Genomic DNA, 20,971 nt, shown 5'->3' on the forward strand with positions numbered 1-20,971 from the left:
AAGCTCGCTCCTACAGAAAATCAAGCGACGTTCTGTTCAGCCGACCAGTTGGCGTACCACTGGCGGAACAGCGCGTACTGCTGCTCGGCATACCGACGCTGGGCAGCGCTGAGCACATCGGTTTCGTTGAAGTGCAGGGCGTAACCTTGATCCCCATTGAGGACCATCAGGTGTTTGTAATACAGCACCAGGTCGCAGCCTTCATCGAACGACGACAGCACCGCCAGCGCGGCTTCCAGTTCGCGGGCCTGGCGACGGGCCTTGGCATCGCCCTTGGCGGCTTTTTTGCTCAGGGCCACCAGTTGCAGCACTTCCCGTGGCAGCGCGTTGCCGATGCCGGTGATGGCGCCGGTGGCGTTGCAGTTGACGAAACCGTGTACCACCTGGGTGTCGACGCCGACCATCAGGGTCACGTCATCGTCCTGGGAGGTGATGTTTTCCGCGGCGTAGCGCAGGTCGGCAGCGCCGCCGAACTCCTTGAAGCCGATCAGGTTCGGGTGTTCGCGGCGCAGTTCGAAGAACAGATCGGCGCGGGTGGCGAAACCGTAGTAAGGGCTGTTGTAGATCACCGCCGGCAGGTTGGGCGCGGCGTTGAGGATCGCCGCAAAGTGGGCCTTTTGTGCGGTGACCGAAGCCCCTCGGGACAGCACACGCGGAATCACCATCAAGCCATGGGCGCCGACGTTGGCGGCATGGGCTGCGTGGGCCACCGCCTCACGGCTGTTCACCGCGCCGGTGCCAACGATGGTCGGTACGCCAGCCGCGACCAGGCGCGCCACGCCTTCCTGGCGTTCGGCTTCGGTGAGCAACGGCCAGTCGCCCATGGAGCCGCAATACACCACTGCGCTCATGCCGATATCGATCAGTTCGCGGCCCTTGGCGACCAGCGCGTCGAAGTCCGGCTTACGCTTGGCGGTGCAGGGGGTCATCAGGGCAGGCATGCAGCCGGTGAAGATGTTGTCGCTCATGGTGCTAACTCCATTCAGGTCGATAAATAAAAGGCTCAAATGCCCCAGGCAAACGGGTCCTGCTCGTCGATCAGCAGCGTGCTGTCGGCAGTCATGTAGGCGCGGCCGGTGATGAACGGGCGCACGCGTTCGCCGTCCCATTCATAACGGCCCTGGAACTGGCTGCCGGTGATGCTGGCCTGTACCCACGGCTCTCCTTCGGCAAGTTTTCCGTCGGCGGCCAGGCAGGCGAGCTTGGCGCTGGTGCCGGTGCCGCAGGGTGAGCGGTCGTAGGCTTTGCCGGGGCACATGACGAAGTTGCGGCTGTCGGCGTGGGGGGCGTCGGCGAACAGTTCGATATGGTCGATCAGTGCGCCATCGGCGCCGTGGATGCCCTGGGCCTCAAGGGCCTTGAGCATCGCCCAGGTGTAGTCGGTCAAGGCATCAACGTTGTCCATCTGCAGCGCCTGGCCGTGGTCCGACACCAGGAAAAACCAGTTGCCGCCCCAGGCAATGTCGCCCAGCACCACACCATGCCCAGGCACCTCAACCGGCACCTGTTGGCGGTAGCGGTAGGCGGGCACGTTGCGCAGGGTCACGCTACCGTCTTCGTGCAGTGTGGCCGCCACCGGGCCGACTGGCGTGTCGAGGGTGTGGACGCCTGGCGCGATCAGCCCGAGGTAATGCAGTGAGGCGACCAGGCCGATGGTGCCGTGGCCGCACATACCGAGGTAGCCGGCGTTGTTGAAGAAGATCACCCCGCAGGTGGCGCCCGGCGTGACCGGCGCGCAGTACAGTGCGCCGACCAGTACATCATTGCCCCGTGGCTCCAGCAGGCAGGCGCGGCGCCATTGATCGTGATGGGTGCGCAGGTGGTCCAGTTGATCGGCGATGGAGGTACCCACCAACTCAGGGAACCCGCTCATCACCAGGCGCGTAGGTTCGCCGCCGGTATGCGAGTCAATCACGTGCAGCCGTTTCATAAAGCGCTCCATCAGTGGGTAGTCGGGGACAGTGGGGCGCTGTAAGGCGCGTCGCTGACGGTTTCGCTTTCGTCATCTTCGTGTTCCAGGCGCACCAGGTGGGCTGGCACGCCAGTGGCGGCACCCCAGTAGTAAATACCCAGGGCGCAGGCCGCCACGACCAGGGTGTCAAACGGGTGGCTGATCACACCGATACCGCCAAAGCTGCCGAGCTTGGAGAGCAGGATGGTCACGGCGTAGAAACCGATCAGCCAAGCGGATGAGCGCACTTGTTGTTTGAGGTTCAGGTGCGCGGTCGGCACCCAGCGAGCGCACAGCAGGTACACCACAAACATCAGGATTTGCAGGCCCAACAGCCAGGACACCGTGCTCCAGCCCGACCAGTACACGATCAGTGCAGCGATGATGAACGACAGCGGGCCTAGCACCGCCATGCCCTTGACCCGGAACGGGCGCGCCATGTCCGGTGCATTGCGGCGCAAGGCGGCGACGGTCACCGGGGCCACGGCGTAACTGAGGATCAGCGCGGCGGACACTACGTTGATCAGCGCTTCCCACGACGGGAACGGCAGGGTCCAGAACACCGACAGGCCGAAGGTCAGCCACAGCGCCGGGCGCGGGATGCCGGACTTTTCATCGATGCGCGTGAAGATCTTGAAGAAGGTGCCAGTCTGCGCCCAGCCATACACCACGCGCGGGGTGGCGTTCATGTAGATATTGCCGCAGCCACTGGGGGAGATCACCGCATCGGCCACCACCAGGTAGGCCAACCAACCCACGCCTAACGCCAGGGCGATATCGCGATAGGGCAGGGCCAATTCCTTGCTGATCCCGGCCCAGCCATTGGCGAGCATTTCGGTGGGCACGCCGCCGAGGAACGCAGTTTGCAGCAGCACATAGATGGCAGTCGACAGCAGCACCGAGAGGATCAAAGCGATGGGGATGGTGCGCTGCGGGTTCTTTACTTCGCTGGCCACCGAAATGATCGGCGTCAGCCCCAGGTAGGCGAAAATCACACCGCCGGCCGACACCGCCATCTCGATGCCGGAGAGACCAAAGGGGGCAAAGCCATGCACCTGGAAATTCGCCGGCTTGAAGAAGGTGAACAGCACACCGATCACCAGCAGCGGCACGATGAACTTGAACACGCTCACCAGGTTATTGGCGATGGCGAAGGTCTTGACGCTGCGGTAATTGAGGATAAAGAACAGGCACAGCAGCGCGAACTGTACCAGCCAGCCCAGGGTGGTCGGATCGCTGGAACCGGCTTTGGTCAGCTCGGGAAACCACGCCGCTGCGTATTGGCGCGAGGCAACCACTTCAATTGCCACCAGGCTGGAAAACGCGATCAGCGTGATAAAACCCATCAGGTAGCCCAGCAGCGGGCCATGGGAGTACACCGGGTAGCGCACCACGCCACCGGCGCGGGGCAGGGCGGCGCCGAGTTCGCAGTAGACAATGCCCAGCAGCAGCACCGCGAAACCACCGAGCAACCAGGAAAAAATCCCTGCCGGGCCTGCGATGGCAGACACATGACTGGCGGCGAATAACCAACCCGAACCGAAGATGGCCCCCAACCCGATAAAAGTGAGGTCCATCAGTGACAGCTGTTTCTTGAACTTGCCTTGGCCTGACATAGCGGCGCCTTCTTGTGAGTTATTGGATAGGCATGCAGTGGCGCTATCGTGAACCCGTCAACCTTGCGGCGATTGATGTTTTGCGTTGGGATGGATGACGAATTCAGCACACTTTTCCGCGCTCGACAGCGGCCCGGCACATGGCGCAATCTGCGGGTTGTCGACAAATCAAGGGGCGATGAAAGTCATGTTGCAAAGCGCGTTCGCGAGCCTTTTCCAGGGCAGCCGCCCCCACACAATCGAGCAGCTATTGAGCGGTGTAGAGCAGTTATTGCCGATGCTCGACGTGCTGCCTAATGCTGCAATCTTTATCAAGGACATCGACGCCCGCTACGTGCTCGCCAACCGCACCCTGGTGCAACGCTGCGGTCTCAGGCAGTTGCAGCCGCTGCTGGGCAAGACCAGTGCCGAAGTGTTCCCCGCGCAACTGGGGCCGGGCTATACCGAGCAGGACCGGCGCGTGCTGGAACAGGGTTTTGTATTGGAAGACCAGCTTGAACTGCACCTCTACGGCACCCGCGAACCTGGCTGGTGCCTCACGCACAAGTGGCCGTTGTACAACCATCTTGGCGCGATCATCGGCCTGGCCGGGATTTCGGTCGACTTGCAATCGGCCAGCGAAACCCACCCGGCCTATCAGCGCCTGGCGGCAGTGGATGAACACATCCGCAGCCACTTCAACCGCCGCGTCACCCTGGGTGAATTGACCCGCATCGCCGGGATCTCCGTAGCGCAACTGGAGCGCTACTGCAAACGCGTATTCCACCTCACGCCGCGGCAGATGATCCAGAAAGTGCGCCTCGAGCATGCACGCCGGCTGTTGCATACCGAGCTGCCAATAACCGAGGTGGCGTTGCAATGCGGGTACACCGACCACAGCGCGTTTACCCGACAGTTCAAGGCGCTGACCGGGTTTACGCCCAGGCAGTATCGGCAGGCGACGCAAGCGGAGGGAGCAGACGAAGGTCCAATGTGGGAGGGGGCTTGCTCCCGATAACGAAGGGTCAGATAAAAATAAGCTGACTGACACACCGCTATCGGGGGCAAGCCCCCTCCCACAATTTCGATGCAACGAATGGAGCGCACGCCCCTCATATGCTTACGAGTAACCTTTTCATGACCACAGGTATCGAGCTTATGACCGCGGCGAACAACGACCATGTGAACTGGCTGGTGCAACAATCCATGCTGCACGCGGCGCGGCAGCGGGCCAGGCTCTACTGCGGCCAGGGCCGCTTGTGGCAGCAGCCGTACGCACATACCCGCCCGCGTGATGCTTCAGCCTTGTCGTCGGTGTGGTTCACCGCGTATCCGGCGTCTATTGTCACCCGCGAAGACGGCACGGTGCTCGAGGCGTTGGGGGATGAAAGCTTGTGGCACGCATTATCGAAAATCGGCATCCAGGGCATTCACAACGGCCCGCTGAAAAAGTCCGGTGGTTTGTCTGGCACCGAGCACACCCCGACCATCGACGGCAACTTCGACCGCATCAGTTTCGACATCGACCCGCAACTGGGCACCGAGGCACAGTTGCAGGCGTTGACGCGCATGGCCGCCGCGCACAATGCGGTGATCATCGACGATGTGATCCCGTCCCACACCGGCAAGGGCGCGGATTTTCGCCTGGCGGAAATGGCCTATGAGGACTACCCCGGGCTGTACCACATGGTGGAAATCCGCGAGGAAGACTGGCCGTTGCTGCCTGACGTGGCCGAGGGCCGTGATGCGCAGAACCTCAGCCCGCTGCAGGTGGACGCGCTGCGTGACAAGCACTACATCGTCGGCCAATTGCAACGGGTGATCTTCTTCGAGCCCGGCGTCAAGGAAACCGACTGGAGCGCCACGCCAGTGGTGGTCGGCGTGGATGGCAAACCACGGCGATGGGTGTACCTGCACTACTTCAAGGAAGGCCAACCGTCGCTCAACTGGCTTGACCCTTCGTTCGCCGCGCAGCAGATGATCATCGGTGACGCGCTGCACGCCATCGATGTGATGGGCGCGAAGATTCTGCGCCTGGACGCCAACGGCTTCCTCGGCGTGGAGCGCAAGCTCGATGGCACGGCCTGGTCGGAAAGCCATCCCTTATCGATCACCGGCAACCAGTTGCTCGGCGGGGCGATTCGCAAGGCCGGCGGGTTCAGCTTTCAGGAACTCAACCTCACAGTGGACGACATCGCCTCCATGTCCCACGGCGGCGCCGACCTGTCCTATGACTTCATCACCCGGCCTGCCTACCAGCATGCGTTGTTGATGGGCGACACCGAATTCCTGCGCCTGATGCTGCGCCAGATGCACAACCTCGGCATCGACCCCGGCTCGCTGATCCACGCGCTGCAGAACCACGATGAGTTGACCCTGGAACTGGTGCACTTCTGGACGCTGCACGCCCACGATACGTTTCTGTTCCAGGGCCAGACCTTTCCCGGCAACATCCTGCGCGAGCATATCCGCGAGCAGATGTACGAACGCCTGACCGGCGAGCACGCACCGTATAACCTCAAATTCGTCACCAACGGCGTGTCCTGCACCACTGCCAGTATCATCACCGCTGCCCTCGGCATTCGTGACCTTGAGGCGATTACTGCGGCTGATATCCAGCAGATTCGCCAGATTCATTTGCTGCTGGTGATGTACAACGCCATGCAGCCTGGGGTGTTTGCCTTGTCCGGCTGGGACTTGGTAGGCGCGCTGCCGTTGGCGGCCGAAGAGGTCGCGCATCTGATGGCCGATGGTGATACTCGTTGGATTCACCGTGGTGCCTATGACCTGGTGGACCTGAACCCTGACGCCGAACTATCGGCAGGGCAAATGCCCCGCTCGAAAAGCCTGTATGGCAGCCTCAACAGCCAATTGCAGGACCCGGACTCGTTTGCCTCCCAACTGCAAAAAATCCTCGCCGTGCGCCGCGCCTACGACATCGCCGCCAGCCGCCAGATCCTGGTGCCGGACGTCGAACATCCAGGCTTGCTGATCATGGTTCACGAACTGCCGGCCGGCAAAGGCACGCAAATCACCGCGCTGAACTTCGGGTCTACACCAATCACGGAAACCCTGCACCTGCCCGGAATTGCGCCAGGGCCAGTGGTGGACATTATCAATGAGCGAGTGGAGGGCGACCTGACCGCCGAGGGTGAATTCACTATCACCCTGGATGCCTATGAAGGCTTGGCGTTGCGGGTGGTGAGCAGCACGCCGATGCTTTAGATATGCAGGCGAGGGTGTTGGCGAACGTGAGTGAGGAACTTCTACGATGCTTGTTGTATTCAGCTGGACAGGTTGATGTCAAATAGCTAGCTTCTTCGCCACTCATCTCCATCAGGACGTTCCACATGACATTGAAGTTGCGTAACCGTGTTTTCGAATTACTACAGCAAATCCCATACAAGCGTTGGACACCCAGTGATTTAGCGTGGGAGCTGTTTCGATTGTACCCAGTTGAGTGCCAAGAAAAAAAAGCGCGCAGTAAGGCTATCGAAACTGACGACGCGCTGGTGTCGCAGATCGCCCGTGAGATATATGGCTCCCGAGGCCGCTGGGAGGACAATTATCCTTGGTTGCAATCCGAAGGGGAAAACCCCCGCCGCCTCTATTGGGATGGCACCTTGACGGCAGTATCCACAGGGGAGCAGGTTTCGCCATCGGTAGCTGCTGAAAAGGTGGCACTGAACCGCATTCTGTTCGGTCCGCCGGGCACCGGTAAAACCTACTCGACTATCGAGGCGTCTTTGGAAGTGTTGGACCCGGAGTTTCTTGCCGAGCAACGCCTGAACAGCTCTGCGGATGATGAGCTGCACCATGCCCTCAAGGCCCGCGTCGATGAACTGGATCGGGAAGGACGTATTCGCTTTGTCACCTTTCACCAGAGCTTCAGCTACGAAGATTTCATCGAAGGTTTGCGCGCAGTCAGCAACGATAAGGGGCAAATCGAGTACCCGGTTGAGCCAGGTGTCTTCAAGCGCCTTTGTGACCAGGCGCGCACTAGCTCTGCCAACGCAGGCACCAGCAGCAATCCGCGCATCTGGAAAATTTCCATCAATGGCACTTGGGGTAGCCCCGAGCTGAGTTATTGCCTTGAACACGGCGAAGCGCGTATTGGGTGGGTCGGTGCTGGCGATATGAAAGCTGAGAAAACAACGCCTTATTACGACCAGCTCCATAGCAATAGCAAAAGCACCTTGAATGCCTTTGCAAAGGAGATTCAGCCTGGCGATATTCTGGTGTGTATTCATTCAGCGGAACTGATCTCGGCCGTCGGCGTGGTTACCGGTGACTATCGATATGAGGAAAGCCCGCCCAGTATTGTGCTTGAATACCCGCATGTATTGCCGGTTAACTGGCTGTATCGCGATCTTGAACTGTCGGTCCTGCCGCTTAATGGTGAGAAGTTATTTACCCAGAAAACCGTGTATCCACTGGATCGCTTCAACTGGGGCGACTTGCTGGGTTATCTGCATAAGTCGGACGCCAAGCCCATCAAGCCTTTTGAGCAGTCGGACGGTATACGTAAGCCCCACGTACTAGTGATCGATGAAATCAACCGGGGCAACATTTCGCGTATTTTCGGCGAGTTGATCAGTCTGATCGAACCGAGCAAACGTGAGCGCCTGGATGCCGAATCGAACGAAGCATTGAGCGTCCAGCTCCCGTACTCGAAAAAACCGTTCAGCGTCCCGGACAATGTTTACCTCATCGGCACGATGAACACGGCGGATCGCTCTTTAGCTTCGATGGATATAGCCCTGCGCCGTCGTTTTAACTTCATAGAAATGGCGCCCAAGCCAGATTTGCTCGAGGGCATCTTTGTCAACGCTGGTGCTGATGGGAGCTCTGAGGACGGCGTGGACATCAAGCAACTGTTGATTACGCTCAATCAGCGCATTGAAGTTTTGCTTGATCGCGATCATTGCCTGGGGCATGCCTACTTCCTGCCGTTACGCGACGAACCGAGCCTGGCTTTATTGGCGTCTATTTTTCGTCAGCAGATCCTCCCGCTACTGCAAGAGTATTTTTTCGAGGACTGGCAGCGTATTCATTGGGTGCTGAATGACCACAATAAAGAAGATGGCGATCAGTTCGTCCAGGAAGTGAAAATAGACTTTCTGCAGTTGTTCGGTGAAAAAGGGCCAGTTGACTCGTTTAGCCAACGCTGGAAGATAAATGAGCGTGCATTTGAGCGCATCCATGCCTACTTGGCGATCAGTAGGGTTGCCCGTTGAACGCTGCTGTCACGGTGCGCGAATATGCCTGGCTGACCACCGATGCGATTGAGTCGAGTCTGGATCGCGCGCAAATTTCTCCCTCTGCATTTAAGTGGCTATGTGACCTGAACGAGTCTTTTACCAAGGCAGGTACGGCGTTGGCGCAGATAGCAGGTCAGTGCTGGTTGAAGTTGGATAATTTTGTCGGCGTGCTGGAGAGCCCTTGTGGCATGCGGCTGGAGATATTACCAAAGCATTTTGAGCAGGGCGATTGCATTGCGCTGAATCGTCAATTGCTCTGCAAGATGATTCAGACTTCCTTCAATCTAAAGACCCGTCGGGTAGGCCCCGCGGACTTAACACTGTTCGATGCGCCGCTCAGTGAATGGGTCATGCTGCAGTTCTTGCTGGAGTTGGATCACCTAGTCAAGCGCGGGCTACGCTTTGACTACCACCGTGTCGAGGAAGAGCAACGTTACCTGCGTGGCCAACTGGATGTTATCAGGCAGATTCGTCAGCCACCGGGCCGTCAGCATCAGTTTCAACTGCGCCATGATGTCTTTCTTCCAGACCGCCCCGAGAATCGCCTGCTGATGTTGGCTTTACAAAAAGTCTGCAAGGCGACGCAGCAACCGGACAATTGGCGTCTGGCCCATGAACTCCGGGGTCTGTTGCAAGAGTTACCGGCCAGTCGCGACGTAAACGCCGACCTGAAGCTGTGGCGTAATGACCGCTTGATGGCCCATTACCAGCTTGTAAAGCCTTGGTGTGAGCTGGTTCTCGGAGAAAGCATGCCTACGGCAGTGTCGGGGAGTTGGCATGGAATCAGCCTATTGTTTCCCATGGAAAAACTGTTCGAACGTTATGTCGAAACCTGTCTACGAAGAACGTTGCCGGCTTGCGCCACCTTGCAACGGCAGGTCAAGCAAGAGTTCCTGTGTTGGCATAACGAACAAGGTATGTTCCAGCTAAAACCTGACATGCTCATCACAAAGAACACTCAACGCTGGGTGCTGGACACTAAATGGAAGCGCCTGGATCAAAGGACAAACAAGTACGGTTTAAGTCAAGCGGACTTCTATCAACTGTTCGCATATGGACAGCATTATTTGAGAGACCAGCCGCAGGGCGAAATGCTCCTGATTTATCCATGCAAGGCGAGCTTTAACCAGCCTCTAGCGCCATTCCGCTTCTCGCCGCAATTACAGTTATGGGTGGTGCCATTTGACTTGGAGTTGGGCGCACTGGTTGACCGGCAACCTGAGCCGCTTCCTCTATGGGGAGATGGCCTCATTGCTCCTCAATGTGGGTGAGTATGAATTCACCACCGTCGAAATCCATGCCCGACTGATCCAGCAACTACATGTCTTGAAAACGGACGTAGCCAAGACAGGTGACAAAGTCGAAGAGACGTTTTCCCAGGTCGTGGATCTGTCGAGGCTCGCTCAGAGATTGTTGGCACTGACAAGCCGGGCTGAAGGGCTCCCTACGGCCCTTGAACCCGGCAAGTTTGCAATCAGAACAGCATCAGACGATCAATGGCGCTTATTCTTGTGCTTATGCTTGTTGCCTTTGTGCTTCGCGCCGCCTGAACGATGATTGCTCTCGTCATCGGCCAGGTTATTACCCAGCGCGCCACCTGCGGCGCCACCTACACCCGCGCCGATCGTCGAACCGGTAGTGCCGCCCAGGCGATTACCAATCAGCGACCCGCCGGCAGAGCCCAAACCGCCGCCAATCGCCGCTTCGGTTTTATTGCCCTTTTGCGCGCCAACCGCGCCACCGGCGGCGCCACCCACGCCTGCACCGATAGCCGCGCCGGTCGACCCACCGAGCTGTTGGCCTACCACATTGCCCAACGCGCCGCCGACACCGCCTCCCAGCGCGGCAGTGCCATCTCCGGCGGCCAAGGCCCCTTGGGAAATCAGGATGCCCAATGCCAGGGCAGGGAATGTCATGTTCATTTTTGTGTACCTCAAGGGCTGTCTCAGGCGCTCACGGGTTAAAGCACGCCTGGCTTTCAGATTAGAGCACACGCGCTGTCATTGCGGTTTTCTGCGATAGCCATTTACGCAAGATAAAATTTTTGTGCATCCCTCTTGAATTCCTTTTCCGCGTCCATCAATTTTTGATCACGTGATGCCGAACTCGGGTCGCGTACTAAATCACTTGGAGAAACTCAGGAGATTTTAAAATGGCTACTACCCTTTCGTTGGCCCCACTGTTCCGTCAATCGGTGGGTTTTGATCGCTTCAATGACCTGTTCGAGTCGGCGCTTCGCAGCGAGGCTCCGAATTCCTATCCACCTCATAACGTGGAAAAGCACGGTGATGACGCGTACCGCATTGTCATCGCAGTCGCTGGCCTGACCGAGGAGGATCTGGATATCCAGGTCGAAAGGGGCGTGTTGACGGTTTCCGGCGGAAAACGCGAAACCGACGATAAGGTCGCTTACCTGCACCAGGGCATTGCCCAACGCGCGTTCCGGTTGTCGTTCCGCTTGGCGGACCATATTGAAGTGCGTGGCGCAGCCTTGACCAATGGTTTGCTGAGCATCGACTTGCTGCGTCAGGTGCCTGAAGAGGCCAAGCCCAAACGCATCATGATTGGTGGCGAGGCGAAGCCTGACCTGCGTCAGGTCAGTGTGCAGTAACGCAATCGGCGGTAAGAAGGCGCTCTACGGAGCGCCTTTTTTTTGCGCGTCAGACCGCGCTCTTGACCGCGAACAACTTCCTGGCCTCGGCAAAACACTTCTCGGCAATGGCCGAGCGCGGTTCGGTCTTGCGCATCACCATGCCCAGCGGTGCGAGTACGCTGGCGTCCGGCAGGTTGATGAACGCCAGGTTTTCGATCGGGCTTTCCAGGCCACTGTCCAGGGGCATGATTGCGCAGCAGAACCCTTCGTGGATCGCCTGGAACAACTGATAGGTGGAATCGCTTTCGAGAATCGGCTGCGGGTCGAGCCCGCGGCTGCGAAAGCTCAGGTCGATGGATTTTCGGTAGTGCATGCCATTGCTGATCATCCCCAGGGGCAATTCGGCGGCGTCTTCCCAGCTCATTTGCGTGCCTTCGAAATGGAAGTGGCGGGTATCGTACAGCAGGCCGACGCGGGTCTCGCCCAGTTCGAAAAACTCCAGGTAGTTGGGGTTTACGTGGTCCAGGTAACACACGCCCAAGTCCAGTTGATTGGTACCCAAGGCTTCGATGATCTTGTCCGAGCTCGTGGACGTCAGGCTGAACTTAAGCTCCGGGAAGGTGTGGGACAAGCCCTGGATGTAGCTGATCGGATTGAACCCGCTCAGGGGCACCAGGCCCAGGCGCAGGTTACCGACCAGTTGGCCGCGGCAGGCAGCAGCCTCGGCAAACAAGCCGTCATGGGCGGCGAGCAGGGTCCGGGCCCAGGCCAGCACGCGCTCACCGGCCTGGGTGAAACCTTCGAAGCGCTGGCCGCGGGTGACCAGCTCCAGGCCCAGCTCATCTTCCAGGTTGCGCAGGCGCATCGACAGGGTTGGCTGGGTGATGTGGCAGCGTGCGGCAGCCTGGCCGAAGTGCCGGGTCTGCTCCAGCGCGATCAGGAATTTAAGTTGCTTTATGTCCATTAAGGCACCTGCCTGGGAATAAGTGAAAAGCCGTTGAGGGCGCAAGGCGCTGGGAACCCGCGCACCCCGGCGAATGAATGAGCAGACGATCTCATTGTAACGCCAGGCACGTCCAATCACCTGTATCGACGGAGTGATTGATGCACTCGATAGCCAGCGCAAGGCCGGCAGGAAAAACCGTGATAGAGACGCTCGATAACCCGGTCAGCCGTAACGATTAGACAGCCATCGTTTCAGCGCTTTAGCCTCAGGCCATTGTTTTGATAATCGCCTGCCGGAGAATGACATGAGCGTCACGTCGGATGCATTGTTTGTACCCTTGAATATTGCCGTGTTGACGGTCAGCGATACCCGCGAATACGCCAATGACACCTCCGGGCAATTGCTGGTCAGCCGCCTGTTGGAAGCCGGGCACAGCCTGGTGGAGCGCAACCTGCTCAAGGATGACTTGTACAAAATCCGCGCCCAGGTGGCGACCTGGATCGCCGATGAGCGTGTGCAAGTGGTATTGATCACTGGCGGTACGGGTTTTACTGGTCGCGACAGCACCCCCGAGGCGGTGGGCTGTTTGCTGGACAAGCATATTGATGGTTTCGGTGAGCTGTTCCGTGCCATCTCGATTCTTGATATCGGCACGTCCACGGTGCAGAGCCGCGCCTTGGCCGGCCTGGCCAACGGCACGCTGGTATGCTGCCTGCCGGGCTCGACCGGTGCTTGCCGCACTGCCTGGGAAGGCATCCTCGCCGAGCAGCTCGATGCGCGCCACCGCCCGTGTAACTTCGTGCCGCACCTCAAGCCGGTGGCACTCTGCGGCACGCGAGGATGAGCGGCGCAGCGCTGATGACGGTGGAGGAGGCCGTTGCTGCGTTGCTGGCCCTGGCCCTGGAACACCGCCTGCAAGACAGCGAGTCGGTGTTGCTCAGCGATGCCCGGCAACGGGTGCTGGCCAATGACCTGGTGGCGACCCTGGACCTGCCGCCCTGGCCAAACAGTGCCATGGACGGCTATGCCCTGAACCTCACGGGTTGGCAGGGCCAGCCATTGTGGGTGTCGCAACAGATCTTCGCCGGTCAAGCACCTGGGCCCCTGCTGCCCGGCACCTGTGCGCGCATCTTCACCGGCGCACCGGTGCCGGACGGCGCCAATTGCGTCGAGATGCAGGAGAACACCGAGGTGCTGGACGATGCGCGCGTGCGCTTCGCCCAGCCGTTGCGCGAGGGCCAGAATATCCGCGCCCAAGGCCAGGAAAACCGTGCCGGTGAGGTATTACTGCAGGCCGGCAAGCGACTCGGCCCTTTCGAGTTGGCCGTTGCAGCGGCCCAGGGCTGCACCCATGTGTCGGTGGTACGCCGGCCACGGGTGGTGCTGCTGTCCACCGGCGATGAACTGGCCGAGCCGGGCACGCCACTCAAGCCTGGCTGCATCTACAACAGCAATCACACCTTGCTCAGCCATTGGCTGGGTGCACTGGGCTGTGAGGTCATCGACGGCGGCATTCTTCCCGACCAGCCGCAACTGACTCGGCTCAAGCTGGAGCAGTTGCAGCACGCCGCTGACCTGATCCTTACCACTGGCGGCGTATCGGCCGGCGATGCCGACTGCCTCGGCCAGGTACTGCGTGAAGGCGGCAAGCCGTTGTTCTGGAAGCTTGCGATCAAACCGGGCAAACCCCTGACCGTCGGCTTGTTTGGCCGTGTGCCAGTGATTGGCCTGCCCGGCAACCCGGCCTCGGCGCTGGTGACCTTCGGCTTGCTGGCACGGGCTTATCTGCTGCGTATCCAGGGCGTCGATGACGTCACGCCGATGAGCTTTGCGGTGAGTGTGGGGTTTGACTGGCCCAGGGCCGGCAGTCGCCGCGAGTACCTGCGGGCCAGGATCGAGGCGGGCAGAGCGGTGCTGTATCCGAACCAGAGTTCCGGAGTGATGCTGGGTGCGTCGTGGGCGGATGGGTTGGTGGAGATTCTTGAGGGCGGTACGTTGCGGGCCGGTGATACGGCGCGGTTTATACCGTTCTCTGAGTTGTTCTGATCAAGGATCAAATGTGGGAGCCGGCTCCCACATTCTTAAAGTGCCCAGCGCTCCTGCGCCAGCCGGTCACTTTCCCTTCCCTCCACCCAACGCGCACCGGCAGCAGTCTGCTCCCGCTTCCAGAACGGCGCCCGAGTCTTTAGGTAGTCCATCAGGAACGCGCACGCGTCAAAAGCCACCTGGCGATGTTGACTGGCGACGCCGACGAAGACGATGGGCTCACCCACTTTCAACGCCCCGACACGATGAACGATGCTTACTCGCTGCAACGGCCAGCGCCCATGGGCCTGATCAACGATCAGCTGCAATGCGCGCTCGGTCATGCCCGGGTAATGCTCAAGGAACAACTCGCTGACCTGATCGTCTTGGTTGATATCGCGTACATAGCCCACGAACGTGGCCACGGCGCCAACGCCGGGGTCTTCGGCGTGGACGCTGCGGGTCAGTTCACCCAGGTCGAACAACTCGGTCTGCACCTGAACCGGCATGGGTCAACCTCCGGTCACTTGGGGGAAGAAGGCAATTTCGTCGAAGTCTTCGATCGGCGCGTCCGGTGTGCAGAGTTCCTGGTTCAGTGCACACATCAGGCTGGTTTCACCCAGCACCTGCTGCCAGGTCTCACCGCGTGCGCACAGCAATTGCCTGACGTGCGCAATGGTGCGCAAAGACTCATCCAGCGCGAGCTTTTCGCCGCCGATGCCCAGCTGTTCCCGGTAGCGCGCAAAGTAGTTGATCAGAATCATTGGGCGTCTCCTGCAATGAAGGTGCCTGACTTGCCGCCGTGTTTTTTCAGCAACTGGATCCGGTCGATGACCATGCCCCGATCCACGGCCTTGCACATGTCATAGATCGTCAAGGCTGCCACGCTGGCGGCGGTCAGGGCTTCGAGCTCGACGCCGGTCTGGCCGTTGAGCCGGCAGGTGCTGAGGATCTGCACACTGTCAGGCTCGACGGCGCGCAGTTCGAGGTGGATCGAACTGAGCATCAGCGGGTGGCACAGCGGGATCAGCTCATGGGTTTTCTTCGCGGCCATGATCCCGGCGATACGTGCCACGGCAAACACATCGCCCTTGGGATGGCCGTTGGCCTGGATCCGTTGCAAGGTGCTCGGCAGCATGCGCACCCAAGCCTGGGCCTGGGCTTCGCGGGTGGTGGCGGCTTTGTCGGTGACGTCGACCATGCTGGCCCGGCCTGCGGCGTCCAGATGGGTCAGGGTAGGCGAGTGTTCGCGCATGGGGCACCTCGGATTAACTGAGTACAAAGAAAGAAAAACCGGCCAGCTAGCCGCCGGTCATGTTCATGAAGCGCACCACCTGCACGTCATCGTTGAGCTCGAAGTTGTGTCGGTACGGCTTGATCTTCATCGACTCGAGGATGGCGTGCTCCAGCCGTTGCGGCTCTCCCGGATAACGGCGCAGCACCTCCTTGAGGTCGACCGAATGCTCGTCGCCCAGGCACAGCAGCAAGCGGCCTTCAACGGTCAGCCGCACGCGGTTGCAGGTGCCGCAGAAGTTGTGGCTGTGGGGGGAAATAAAGCCCAGGCGGATATGTGGCGCTTCGGCCAGGCGCCAGTAGCGCGAAGGGCCCTGGGTCGATTCGGCCGAGTCGATCAGGGTGTAGCGTTCGGCGATCCGCTCGCGCACTTGCGCGCTGGAGTAGAACGCCTCGGCACGGCTGTGTTCACTGATCACGCCCAGGGGCATTTCTTCGATAAAGGAAATATCCACGCCGCGCTCGATGGCGAATGCCACCAGGTCGTTGATCTCGTGATCGTTACGGCCCTTCATCACCACGCAATTGAGTTTGGTGCGTTGAAAACCTGCGGCGTTCGCGGCGTCGATACCGGCGATGACCTTGGCCAAATCGCCGGTGCGCGTCAGTTCGCGAAAGCGCTTGGGGTCGAGGCTGTCGAGGCTGATATTCAGGCGCTTGAGGCCGGCCTCGAACAAAGGAACGGCGAGCTTGCCCAGCTGTGAGCCGTTGGTGGTCATGCACAGCTCGCGCAGGCCGGGGAGGGCGGCGATGCGCTGGCACAGGTCAACCACACCCGGGCGAATCAGCGGCTCGCCGCCGGTCAGGCGGATTTTGCGAGTGCCCAGGGTGACGAAAGTTTCAGCCAGTTGATACAGCTCCTCCAGCGTGAGGATGCGCTGGCGTGGCAGGAACTGCATGTCTTCGGCCATGCAATACACACAACGGAAATCGCAGCGGTCGGTCACCGACATTCTGAGGTAGTCGACCCGGCGAGAAAAACTATCCATCAGGATTTTATCGGTCATGGAAACCTCCGGCTGCGACTCAATAAAAGCGTAGCCATGGCGTTGTTTTTGAGCGCTCGACAGAGATGAGAGCCTTATTTGATTCAAGCCTAAATTTGTTTTTGAAGGGCGTCTAATCACTATTAGCAACTGAGTGATCGATGAAATCTATAGCGATTTTATTTGGACTTTTTAAGTTCGTATCACTATGAAAAATAACGACTTTAATGGTGATCGATGTTATCGATGGCGTGGTCATTATTTGTGATTAGACAGATGTTTTTGTAGGGCCTAGCCTGAATATGTAAACCGATTTCGAGACCGTGGAAAGATCGGTGCAAACACTGTTTGCGTTCTGCAATGCCTGAAAATAACCATCAATAAAGGCTTTAAGTTAGGCGCTGCCTATGCGTGAAGTCCTGGAGAAGCATCATGAGCGAAGTTGAGCGTTATAAACCGTACAAGGGGGCGGCCGCCGGTTGGGGGGCGCTGATCGCGGTGACGAAAAACTGGCTGGGCAGTGAAAACGCGCTCAAGAACATCCGCGCGATGCTCAAGACCAACCAGAACGGCGGTTTCGACTGCCCCGGTTGCGCCTGGGGCGAATCGCCGGAAAGCGGCATGGTCAAGTTCTGCGAGAACGGCGCCAAGGCGGTCAACTGGGAAGCCACCGGGCGCCTGGTCAACCCGGCGTTCTTCAACAAATACACGGTGTCGTCGCTGGCAGCGCAAAGTGACTATTGGCTCGAATACCAGGGCCGCTTGACACACCCGATGCGCTATGACGATTCCCTGGACCGTTATGTCGAAATCTCTTGGGATGACGCCTTTGCGCTGATCGCCAAGCACCTCAACGAACTGGAATCGCCGGACCAGGCCGAGTTCTATACCTCGGGCCGCGCCAGTAACGAAGCGGCTTATCTGTACCAGTTGTTCGTTCGCGCCTACGGCACCAACAACTTTCCCGACTGTTCGAACATGTGCCACGAAGCCAGCGGCCTGGGCATGGACGACAGCGTCGGCGTGGGCAAAGGCACGGTGACCTTCGATGACCTGGAGGAGGCCGACGCGATTTTCGTCATCGGCCAGAACCCCGGCACCAACCACCCACGTATGCTCGAACCGCTGCGCGAGGCGGTGAAGCGCGGTGCCCAGGTGATTTGTTTCAACCCGCTCAAAGAGCGTGGGCTGGAGCGTTTCCAACACCCGCAGCATCCCCTGGAGATGCTTACCAACGGTTCCGAACCCACCTCGTCGGCGTACTTTCGCCCGGCCTTGGGCGGCGACATGGCGGCTTTTCGCGGCATCGCTAAGTTCCTGCTCAAATGGGAACGTGAAGCCCTGGAGAACGATGGCGAGGCAGTATTCGACCGCGCTTTCATCGCCCAGCACACCTCGGGCCTGGAGCGTTACCTGGCGCAAGTGGACGCCACCTCGTGGGAGCATATTGTCGAGCAATCGGGCCTGAGCCTTGAGGATATCGAGCTGGCCGCACGCATGTACCGACGCGCCAAGCGGGTGATCATGTGCTGGGCGATGGGCGTGACCCAGCACACGCATTCGGTGCTGACCGTGCAGGAAATCATCAACGTGCAACTGTTGCGCGGCAACATCGGCCGGCCAGGGGCGGGGCTGTCGCCCGTGCGCGGCCATAGCAACGTGCAAGGCGACCGCACCATGGGCATCAACGAACTGGCGCCGCCGGAGTTGATCAACGCATTGGAAGCACGCTTTGACTTCAAGGTGCCTCGCCGCCATGGCCACAACACAGTCATGGCGATTGCGGCCATGGAAGAAGGGCGTGCCAAGGTTTTCATTGGCCTGGGTGGCAACTTCGCCCAAGCCACGCCGGACACTCCGCGCACCCATGCGGCGCTGCGTAAGTGCGACCTGACCGTGCACATCGCCACCAAGCTCAACCGCAGCCATTTGGTCACCGGTCGCGAAGCCTTGATCCTGCCGTGCCTGGGCCGTACCGATATCGACATCCAGGCAGAAGGCCCGCAAGGCGTGACGGTGGAAGACACCTTCAGCATGGTGCATATCTCCCACGGCCAACTGAAACCCAAGTCGCCGCTGATGCGTTCGGAACCGGCGATCATTGCCGGGATCGCCAACGCCACCCTGGGCAAGCGCCCGATTGACTGGCTGTGGACGGTGGCTGACTACGGCCGCATCCGCGACTTGATTGCCGACACCATTCCCGGCTTCAAGGACTTCAACACCAAACTGCTGCACCCGGGCGGTTTCCACCTGGGCAACGACGCAGCGCGACGCATCTGGAAAACCGACACCGGCAAAGCCCAGTTTGTCTCCAGCGTGTTGCCGGCGCACCTGGTCAGCGAAGGCGTGCGCAACCTAGACGTCAAGCCGGAGCTGATCCTGCAGACCATGCGTTCCCACGACCAGTACAACACCACCCTGTACGGGCTCGATGACCGTTATCGCGGCGTCTATGGCATGCGCGATGTGGTGTTCGTCAATGAACAGGACATCCGCAAGCTGGGCTACGAGCCGGGGCAGAAAGTCGACATGGTCTCGCTGTGGGGCGATGGCCGTGAGCGTCGGGTCAGCGGCTTCACCTTGATCGCCTATGACATTCCCGCCGGGCAGGCCGCCGCCTATTACCCCGAAACCAACCCGTTGGTGCCGCTGGAAAGCTATGGCGACCGCACCTTTACCCCGACGTCGAAGTTCATCGCCATACGGCTTGAACCCGCGCCGGCCAGCAACCTGATCCAGTCCCACGGCGCTTGAGCCGTACCGGGGCGGCCAGTACGGCGCCCTGGGTTTTCCTGATCACTGCACATCCGTTTGCCGCAGGCCACGAGGCCTGAGGCTCGCCGGGCTGGGTGCGCGTGCGCATCAAGTTTCCATAAGGGTATTGCCATGTTAAATCTCGAGGCGCTGGACCTTGCGCGAATTCAATTCGCCTTCACGGTCTCGTTTCACATTATTTTCCCCGCTATCACCATCGGCCTGGCCAGTTTCCTGGCGGTGCTCGAAGGCTTGTGGCTGAAAACCAACAACGCGGTCTACAAGGACCTGTATCACTTCTGGTCGAAGATCTTCGCCGTCAACTTCGGCATGGGCGTGGTCTCGGGCCTGGTCATGGCCTACGAGTTCGGCACCAACTGGAGTCGCTTCTCGGACTTTGCTGGCAGCATTACCGGGCCGTTGCTCACCTATGAGGTGCTGACGGCGTTCTTCCTGGAAGCGGGTTTCCTCGGAGTGATGCTGTTTGGCTGGAACCGGGTAGGGCGGGGTTTGCACTTCTTTTCCACAGTGATGGTCGCCATCGGTACGTTGATCTCGACGTTCTGGATCCTGGCGTCCAACAGCTGGATGCAAACGCCCCAAGGCTTCTCCATCGTCGATGGCCGGGTGATGCCGCTGGACTGGTTCGCTATCGTGTTCAACCCGTCATTCCCGTTCCGCCTGGCGCACATGGCGATTGCCGCGTTCGTTGCCACTGCGTTCTTTGTCGGCTCATCGGCGGCCTGGCACCTGCTGCGCAAAAACGACACCCCGGCGGTGCGCAAAATGCTCTCGATGGCGATGTGGATGGCGCTGATCGTGGCGCCGATCCAGGCAATCGTGGGTGATGCCCATGGTCTTAATACCCTGGAGCACCAGCCGGCGAAAATTGCCGCGATTGAAGGGCACTGGGAAAACGTCGGCGATGGCGCGACGCCGCTGGTGTTGTTTGGCATCCCGGACATGCAGGCCGAGAAGACCCGCTTTGCAATTGAAGTGCCGTACCTGGGCAGCCTGATCCTCACCCACAGCCTGGACAAACAGATCCCGGCGCTCAAGAGCTTCCCCAAAGAAGATCGGCCGAACTCGACCATCATCTTTTTCAGCTTCCGCATCATGGCCGGGCTGGGCATGTTGATGATCCTTACTGGCTTGCTGGGCTTCGCCTTGCGTCGTAACGGCGCGCTGTATCGCAATCGCCTGTTCCTGCGCCTGGTGTTGTTCATGGGGCCGACCGGGCTGATCGCCATGCTGGCCGGCTGGATCACCACCGAAGTAGGGCGCCAGCCGTGGGTGGTCTACGGGCTGATGCGCACCGCCGACGCGGCGTCCAATCATAGCGTCACGCAACTGAGCATCTCCCTGGCATTGTTTGTGCTGATCTACTTCTCGGTATTTGCCGTGGGTATCGGCTACATGATGAAGCTGGTGCGCAAAGGCCCGCAGCCCCATCACGACCATCCGCCACAAGGCGGCCCCGGCCAGGAGCGCACACCACGCCGCCCCCTGTCCGCCGTCACCGAGACGCTCGCGTCCGGCGACCACACCAACTGATCAAGGGGAT

The 20,971-nt window shown here is 59.7% G+C and carries 18 protein-coding genes; 9 read left to right on the forward strand and 9 right to left on the reverse strand.

The window, feature by feature from the left end:
• Nucleotides 1-20 precede the first annotated feature (20 nt).
• From JFT66_RS17820 to JFT66_RS17830, 3 genes are read right to left on the reverse strand one after another with little or no spacing between them, the layout of a single operon-like run.
• Nucleotides 21-968: a dihydrodipicolinate synthase family protein gene (locus JFT66_RS17820; protein WP_034119768.1), complete on the reverse strand. Its 948-nt coding sequence runs from the start codon at nt 966-968 to the stop codon at nt 21-23.
• A gap of 35 nt (nt 969-1,003) precedes the next feature.
• Complete coding sequence (locus JFT66_RS17825) at nt 1,004-1,930, reverse strand: 4-hydroxyproline epimerase (RefSeq protein WP_034119766.1); 927 nt, start codon at nt 1,928-1,930, stop codon at nt 1,004-1,006.
• Between the two features lie 11 nt (nt 1,931-1,941).
• Nucleotides 1,942-3,567, reverse strand: a complete 1,626-nt coding sequence (locus tag JFT66_RS17830; protein ID WP_153839649.1) for an APC family permease — start codon at nt 3,565-3,567, stop codon at nt 1,942-1,944.
• Nucleotides 3,568-3,754: 187 nt separating this feature from the next.
• Here JFT66_RS17830 and JFT66_RS17835 point away from each other — a divergent pair, with 187 nt between their 5' ends.
• The 4 genes from JFT66_RS17835 to JFT66_RS17850 all read left to right on the forward strand — a co-directional run bounded on the left by JFT66_RS17835 (nt 3,755) and on the right by JFT66_RS17850 (nt 10,078).
• The gene (locus JFT66_RS17835) at nt 3,755-4,564 is read left to right on the forward strand and encodes an AraC family transcriptional regulator (RefSeq protein ID WP_034119981.1); all 810 of its coding nucleotides are present in this window, start codon (nt 3,755-3,757) and stop codon (nt 4,562-4,564) included.
• 140 nt (nt 4,565-4,704) lie between these two features.
• Nucleotides 4,705-6,771: a maltose alpha-D-glucosyltransferase gene (gene treS, locus JFT66_RS17840; protein ID WP_198859789.1), complete on the forward strand. Its 2,067-nt coding sequence runs from the start codon at nt 4,705-4,707 to the stop codon at nt 6,769-6,771.
• Nucleotides 6,772-7,223: 452 nt separating this feature from the next.
• The gene (locus JFT66_RS17845; RefSeq protein ID WP_235365594.1) at nt 7,224-8,783 is read left to right on the forward strand and encodes an AAA family ATPase; all 1,560 of its coding nucleotides are present in this window, start codon (nt 7,224-7,226) and stop codon (nt 8,781-8,783) included.
• On the forward strand, nt 8,780-10,078 hold the full coding sequence (locus JFT66_RS17850) for an McrC family protein (RefSeq protein WP_198859775.1): 1,299 nt from the start codon (nt 8,780-8,782) through the stop codon (nt 10,076-10,078). The genes JFT66_RS17845 and JFT66_RS17850 overlap by 4 nt, the downstream gene beginning before the upstream one ends.
• A 222-nt stretch (nt 10,079-10,300) precedes the next feature.
• Here the strand turns inward: JFT66_RS17850 and JFT66_RS17855 are convergent, their stop codons facing one another.
• Nucleotides 10,301-10,729 carry a glycine zipper domain-containing protein gene (locus JFT66_RS17855; protein ID WP_198859776.1) on the reverse strand — a complete coding sequence of 143 codons (429 nt, stop codon included), beginning with the start codon at nt 10,727-10,729 and terminating at the stop codon, nt 10,301-10,303.
• Nucleotides 10,730-10,959: 230 nt separating this feature from the next.
• On the opposite strand from JFT66_RS17855, the gene JFT66_RS17860 reads away from it, so the two are divergent.
• Complete coding sequence (locus JFT66_RS17860; protein ID WP_034119760.1) at nt 10,960-11,418, forward strand: Hsp20 family protein; 459 nt, start codon at nt 10,960-10,962, stop codon at nt 11,416-11,418.
• 49 nt (nt 11,419-11,467) lie between these two features.
• Here the strand turns inward: JFT66_RS17860 and JFT66_RS17865 are convergent, their stop codons facing one another.
• A complete protein-coding gene (locus JFT66_RS17865; RefSeq protein WP_034119759.1) occupies nt 11,468-12,364 on the reverse strand; it encodes a LysR family transcriptional regulator in 897 nt (298 codons plus the stop codon).
• A 286-nt stretch (nt 12,365-12,650) separates the two neighbouring features.
• On the opposite strand from JFT66_RS17865, the gene moaB reads away from it, so the two are divergent.
• Together moaB and JFT66_RS17875 are read left to right on the forward strand one after the other, a co-directional pair.
• A complete protein-coding gene (gene moaB / locus JFT66_RS17870; RefSeq protein ID WP_034119758.1) occupies nt 12,651-13,190 on the forward strand; it encodes a molybdenum cofactor biosynthesis protein B in 540 nt (179 codons plus the stop codon).
• The gene (locus JFT66_RS17875; RefSeq protein ID WP_034119757.1) at nt 13,187-14,392 is read left to right on the forward strand and encodes a molybdopterin molybdotransferase MoeA; all 1,206 of its coding nucleotides are present in this window, start codon (nt 13,187-13,189) and stop codon (nt 14,390-14,392) included. The genes moaB and JFT66_RS17875 overlap by 4 nt, the downstream gene beginning before the upstream one ends.
• A 35-nt stretch (nt 14,393-14,427) precedes the next feature.
• On the opposite strand, the gene moaE is transcribed toward JFT66_RS17875, so the two are convergent.
• Genes moaE through moaA form a run of 4 tightly spaced genes read right to left on the reverse strand, consistent with a single transcriptional unit; the run spans nt 14,428 to nt 16,671 of the window.
• Nucleotides 14,428-14,880: a molybdopterin synthase catalytic subunit MoaE gene (gene moaE, locus JFT66_RS17880; protein ID WP_034119756.1), complete on the reverse strand. Its 453-nt coding sequence runs from the start codon at nt 14,878-14,880 to the stop codon at nt 14,428-14,430.
• Between the two features lie 3 nt (nt 14,881-14,883).
• Complete coding sequence (gene moaD, locus JFT66_RS17885) at nt 14,884-15,135, reverse strand: molybdopterin converting factor subunit 1 (RefSeq protein WP_034119755.1); 252 nt, start codon at nt 15,133-15,135, stop codon at nt 14,884-14,886.
• Entirely contained in the window at nt 15,132-15,626 is a 495-nt protein-coding gene (gene moaC / locus JFT66_RS17890) for a cyclic pyranopterin monophosphate synthase MoaC (protein ID WP_034119754.1), read from the reverse strand. The genes moaD and moaC overlap by 4 nt, the downstream gene beginning before the upstream one ends.
• A 46-nt stretch (nt 15,627-15,672) precedes the next feature.
• Nucleotides 15,673-16,671, reverse strand: a complete 999-nt coding sequence (gene moaA, locus JFT66_RS17895) for a GTP 3',8-cyclase MoaA (protein ID WP_198859777.1) — start codon at nt 16,669-16,671, stop codon at nt 15,673-15,675.
• A gap of 411 nt (nt 16,672-17,082) precedes the next feature.
• Here moaA and JFT66_RS17900 point away from each other — a divergent pair, with 411 nt between their 5' ends.
• Entirely contained in the window at nt 17,083-19,407 is a 2,325-nt protein-coding gene (locus JFT66_RS17900; protein WP_034119752.1) for an FdhF/YdeP family oxidoreductase, read from the forward strand.
• A 132-nt stretch (nt 19,408-19,539) separates the two neighbouring features.
• Complete coding sequence (locus tag JFT66_RS17905) at nt 19,540-20,961, forward strand: cytochrome ubiquinol oxidase subunit I (RefSeq protein WP_034119750.1); 1,422 nt, start codon at nt 19,540-19,542, stop codon at nt 20,959-20,961.
• Nucleotides 20,962-20,971: the final 10 nt, after the last annotated feature.

The sequence above is a fragment of the Pseudomonas sp. MF6755 genome, from assembly GCF_016405635.1.
Classification (GTDB): domain Bacteria; phylum Pseudomonadota; class Gammaproteobacteria; order Pseudomonadales; family Pseudomonadaceae; genus Aquipseudomonas; species Aquipseudomonas haemolytica.

What these genes read in the sequence shown, in the direction of transcription:
- moaB (WP_034119758.1), top strand. Translation starts at nt 12,651, where the DNA reads ATGAGCGTCACGTCGGATGCATTGTTTGTACCCTTGAATATTGCCGTG.
- treS (WP_198859789.1), top strand. Translation starts at nt 4,705, where the DNA reads ATGACCGCGGCGAACAACGACCATGTGAACTGGCTGGTGCAACAATCC.
- JFT66_RS17855 (WP_198859776.1), bottom strand. Translation starts at nt 10,729, where the DNA reads ATGAACATGACATTCCCTGCCCTGGCATTGGGCATCCTGATTTCCCAA.
- moaC (WP_034119754.1), bottom strand. Translation starts at nt 15,626, where the DNA reads ATGCGCGAACACTCGCCTACCCTGACCCATCTGGACGCCGCAGGCCGG.
- JFT66_RS17825 (WP_034119766.1), bottom strand. Translation starts at nt 1,930, where the DNA reads ATGAAACGGCTGCACGTGATTGACTCGCATACCGGCGGCGAACCTACG.
- JFT66_RS17865 (WP_034119759.1), bottom strand. Translation starts at nt 12,364, where the DNA reads ATGGACATAAAGCAACTTAAATTCCTGATCGCGCTGGAGCAGACCCGG.
- moaD (WP_034119755.1), bottom strand. Translation starts at nt 15,135, where the DNA reads ATGATTCTGATCAACTACTTTGCGCGCTACCGGGAACAGCTGGGCATC.
- JFT66_RS17835 (WP_034119981.1), top strand. Translation starts at nt 3,755, where the DNA reads ATGTTGCAAAGCGCGTTCGCGAGCCTTTTCCAGGGCAGCCGCCCCCAC.
- JFT66_RS17900 (WP_034119752.1), top strand. Translation starts at nt 17,083, where the DNA reads ATGAGCGAAGTTGAGCGTTATAAACCGTACAAGGGGGCGGCCGCCGGT.
- JFT66_RS17830 (WP_153839649.1), bottom strand. Translation starts at nt 3,567, where the DNA reads ATGTCAGGCCAAGGCAAGTTCAAGAAACAGCTGTCACTGATGGACCTC.
- JFT66_RS17875 (WP_034119757.1), top strand. Translation starts at nt 13,187, where the DNA reads ATGAGCGGCGCAGCGCTGATGACGGTGGAGGAGGCCGTTGCTGCGTTG.
- JFT66_RS17905 (WP_034119750.1), top strand. Translation starts at nt 19,540, where the DNA reads ATGTTAAATCTCGAGGCGCTGGACCTTGCGCGAATTCAATTCGCCTTC.
- moaA (WP_198859777.1), bottom strand. Translation starts at nt 16,671, where the DNA reads ATGACCGATAAAATCCTGATGGATAGTTTTTCTCGCCGGGTCGACTAC.
- JFT66_RS17860 (WP_034119760.1), top strand. Translation starts at nt 10,960, where the DNA reads ATGGCTACTACCCTTTCGTTGGCCCCACTGTTCCGTCAATCGGTGGGT.
- moaE (WP_034119756.1), bottom strand. Translation starts at nt 14,880, where the DNA reads ATGCCGGTTCAGGTGCAGACCGAGTTGTTCGACCTGGGTGAACTGACC.
- JFT66_RS17820 (WP_034119768.1), bottom strand. Translation starts at nt 968, where the DNA reads ATGAGCGACAACATCTTCACCGGCTGCATGCCTGCCCTGATGACCCCC.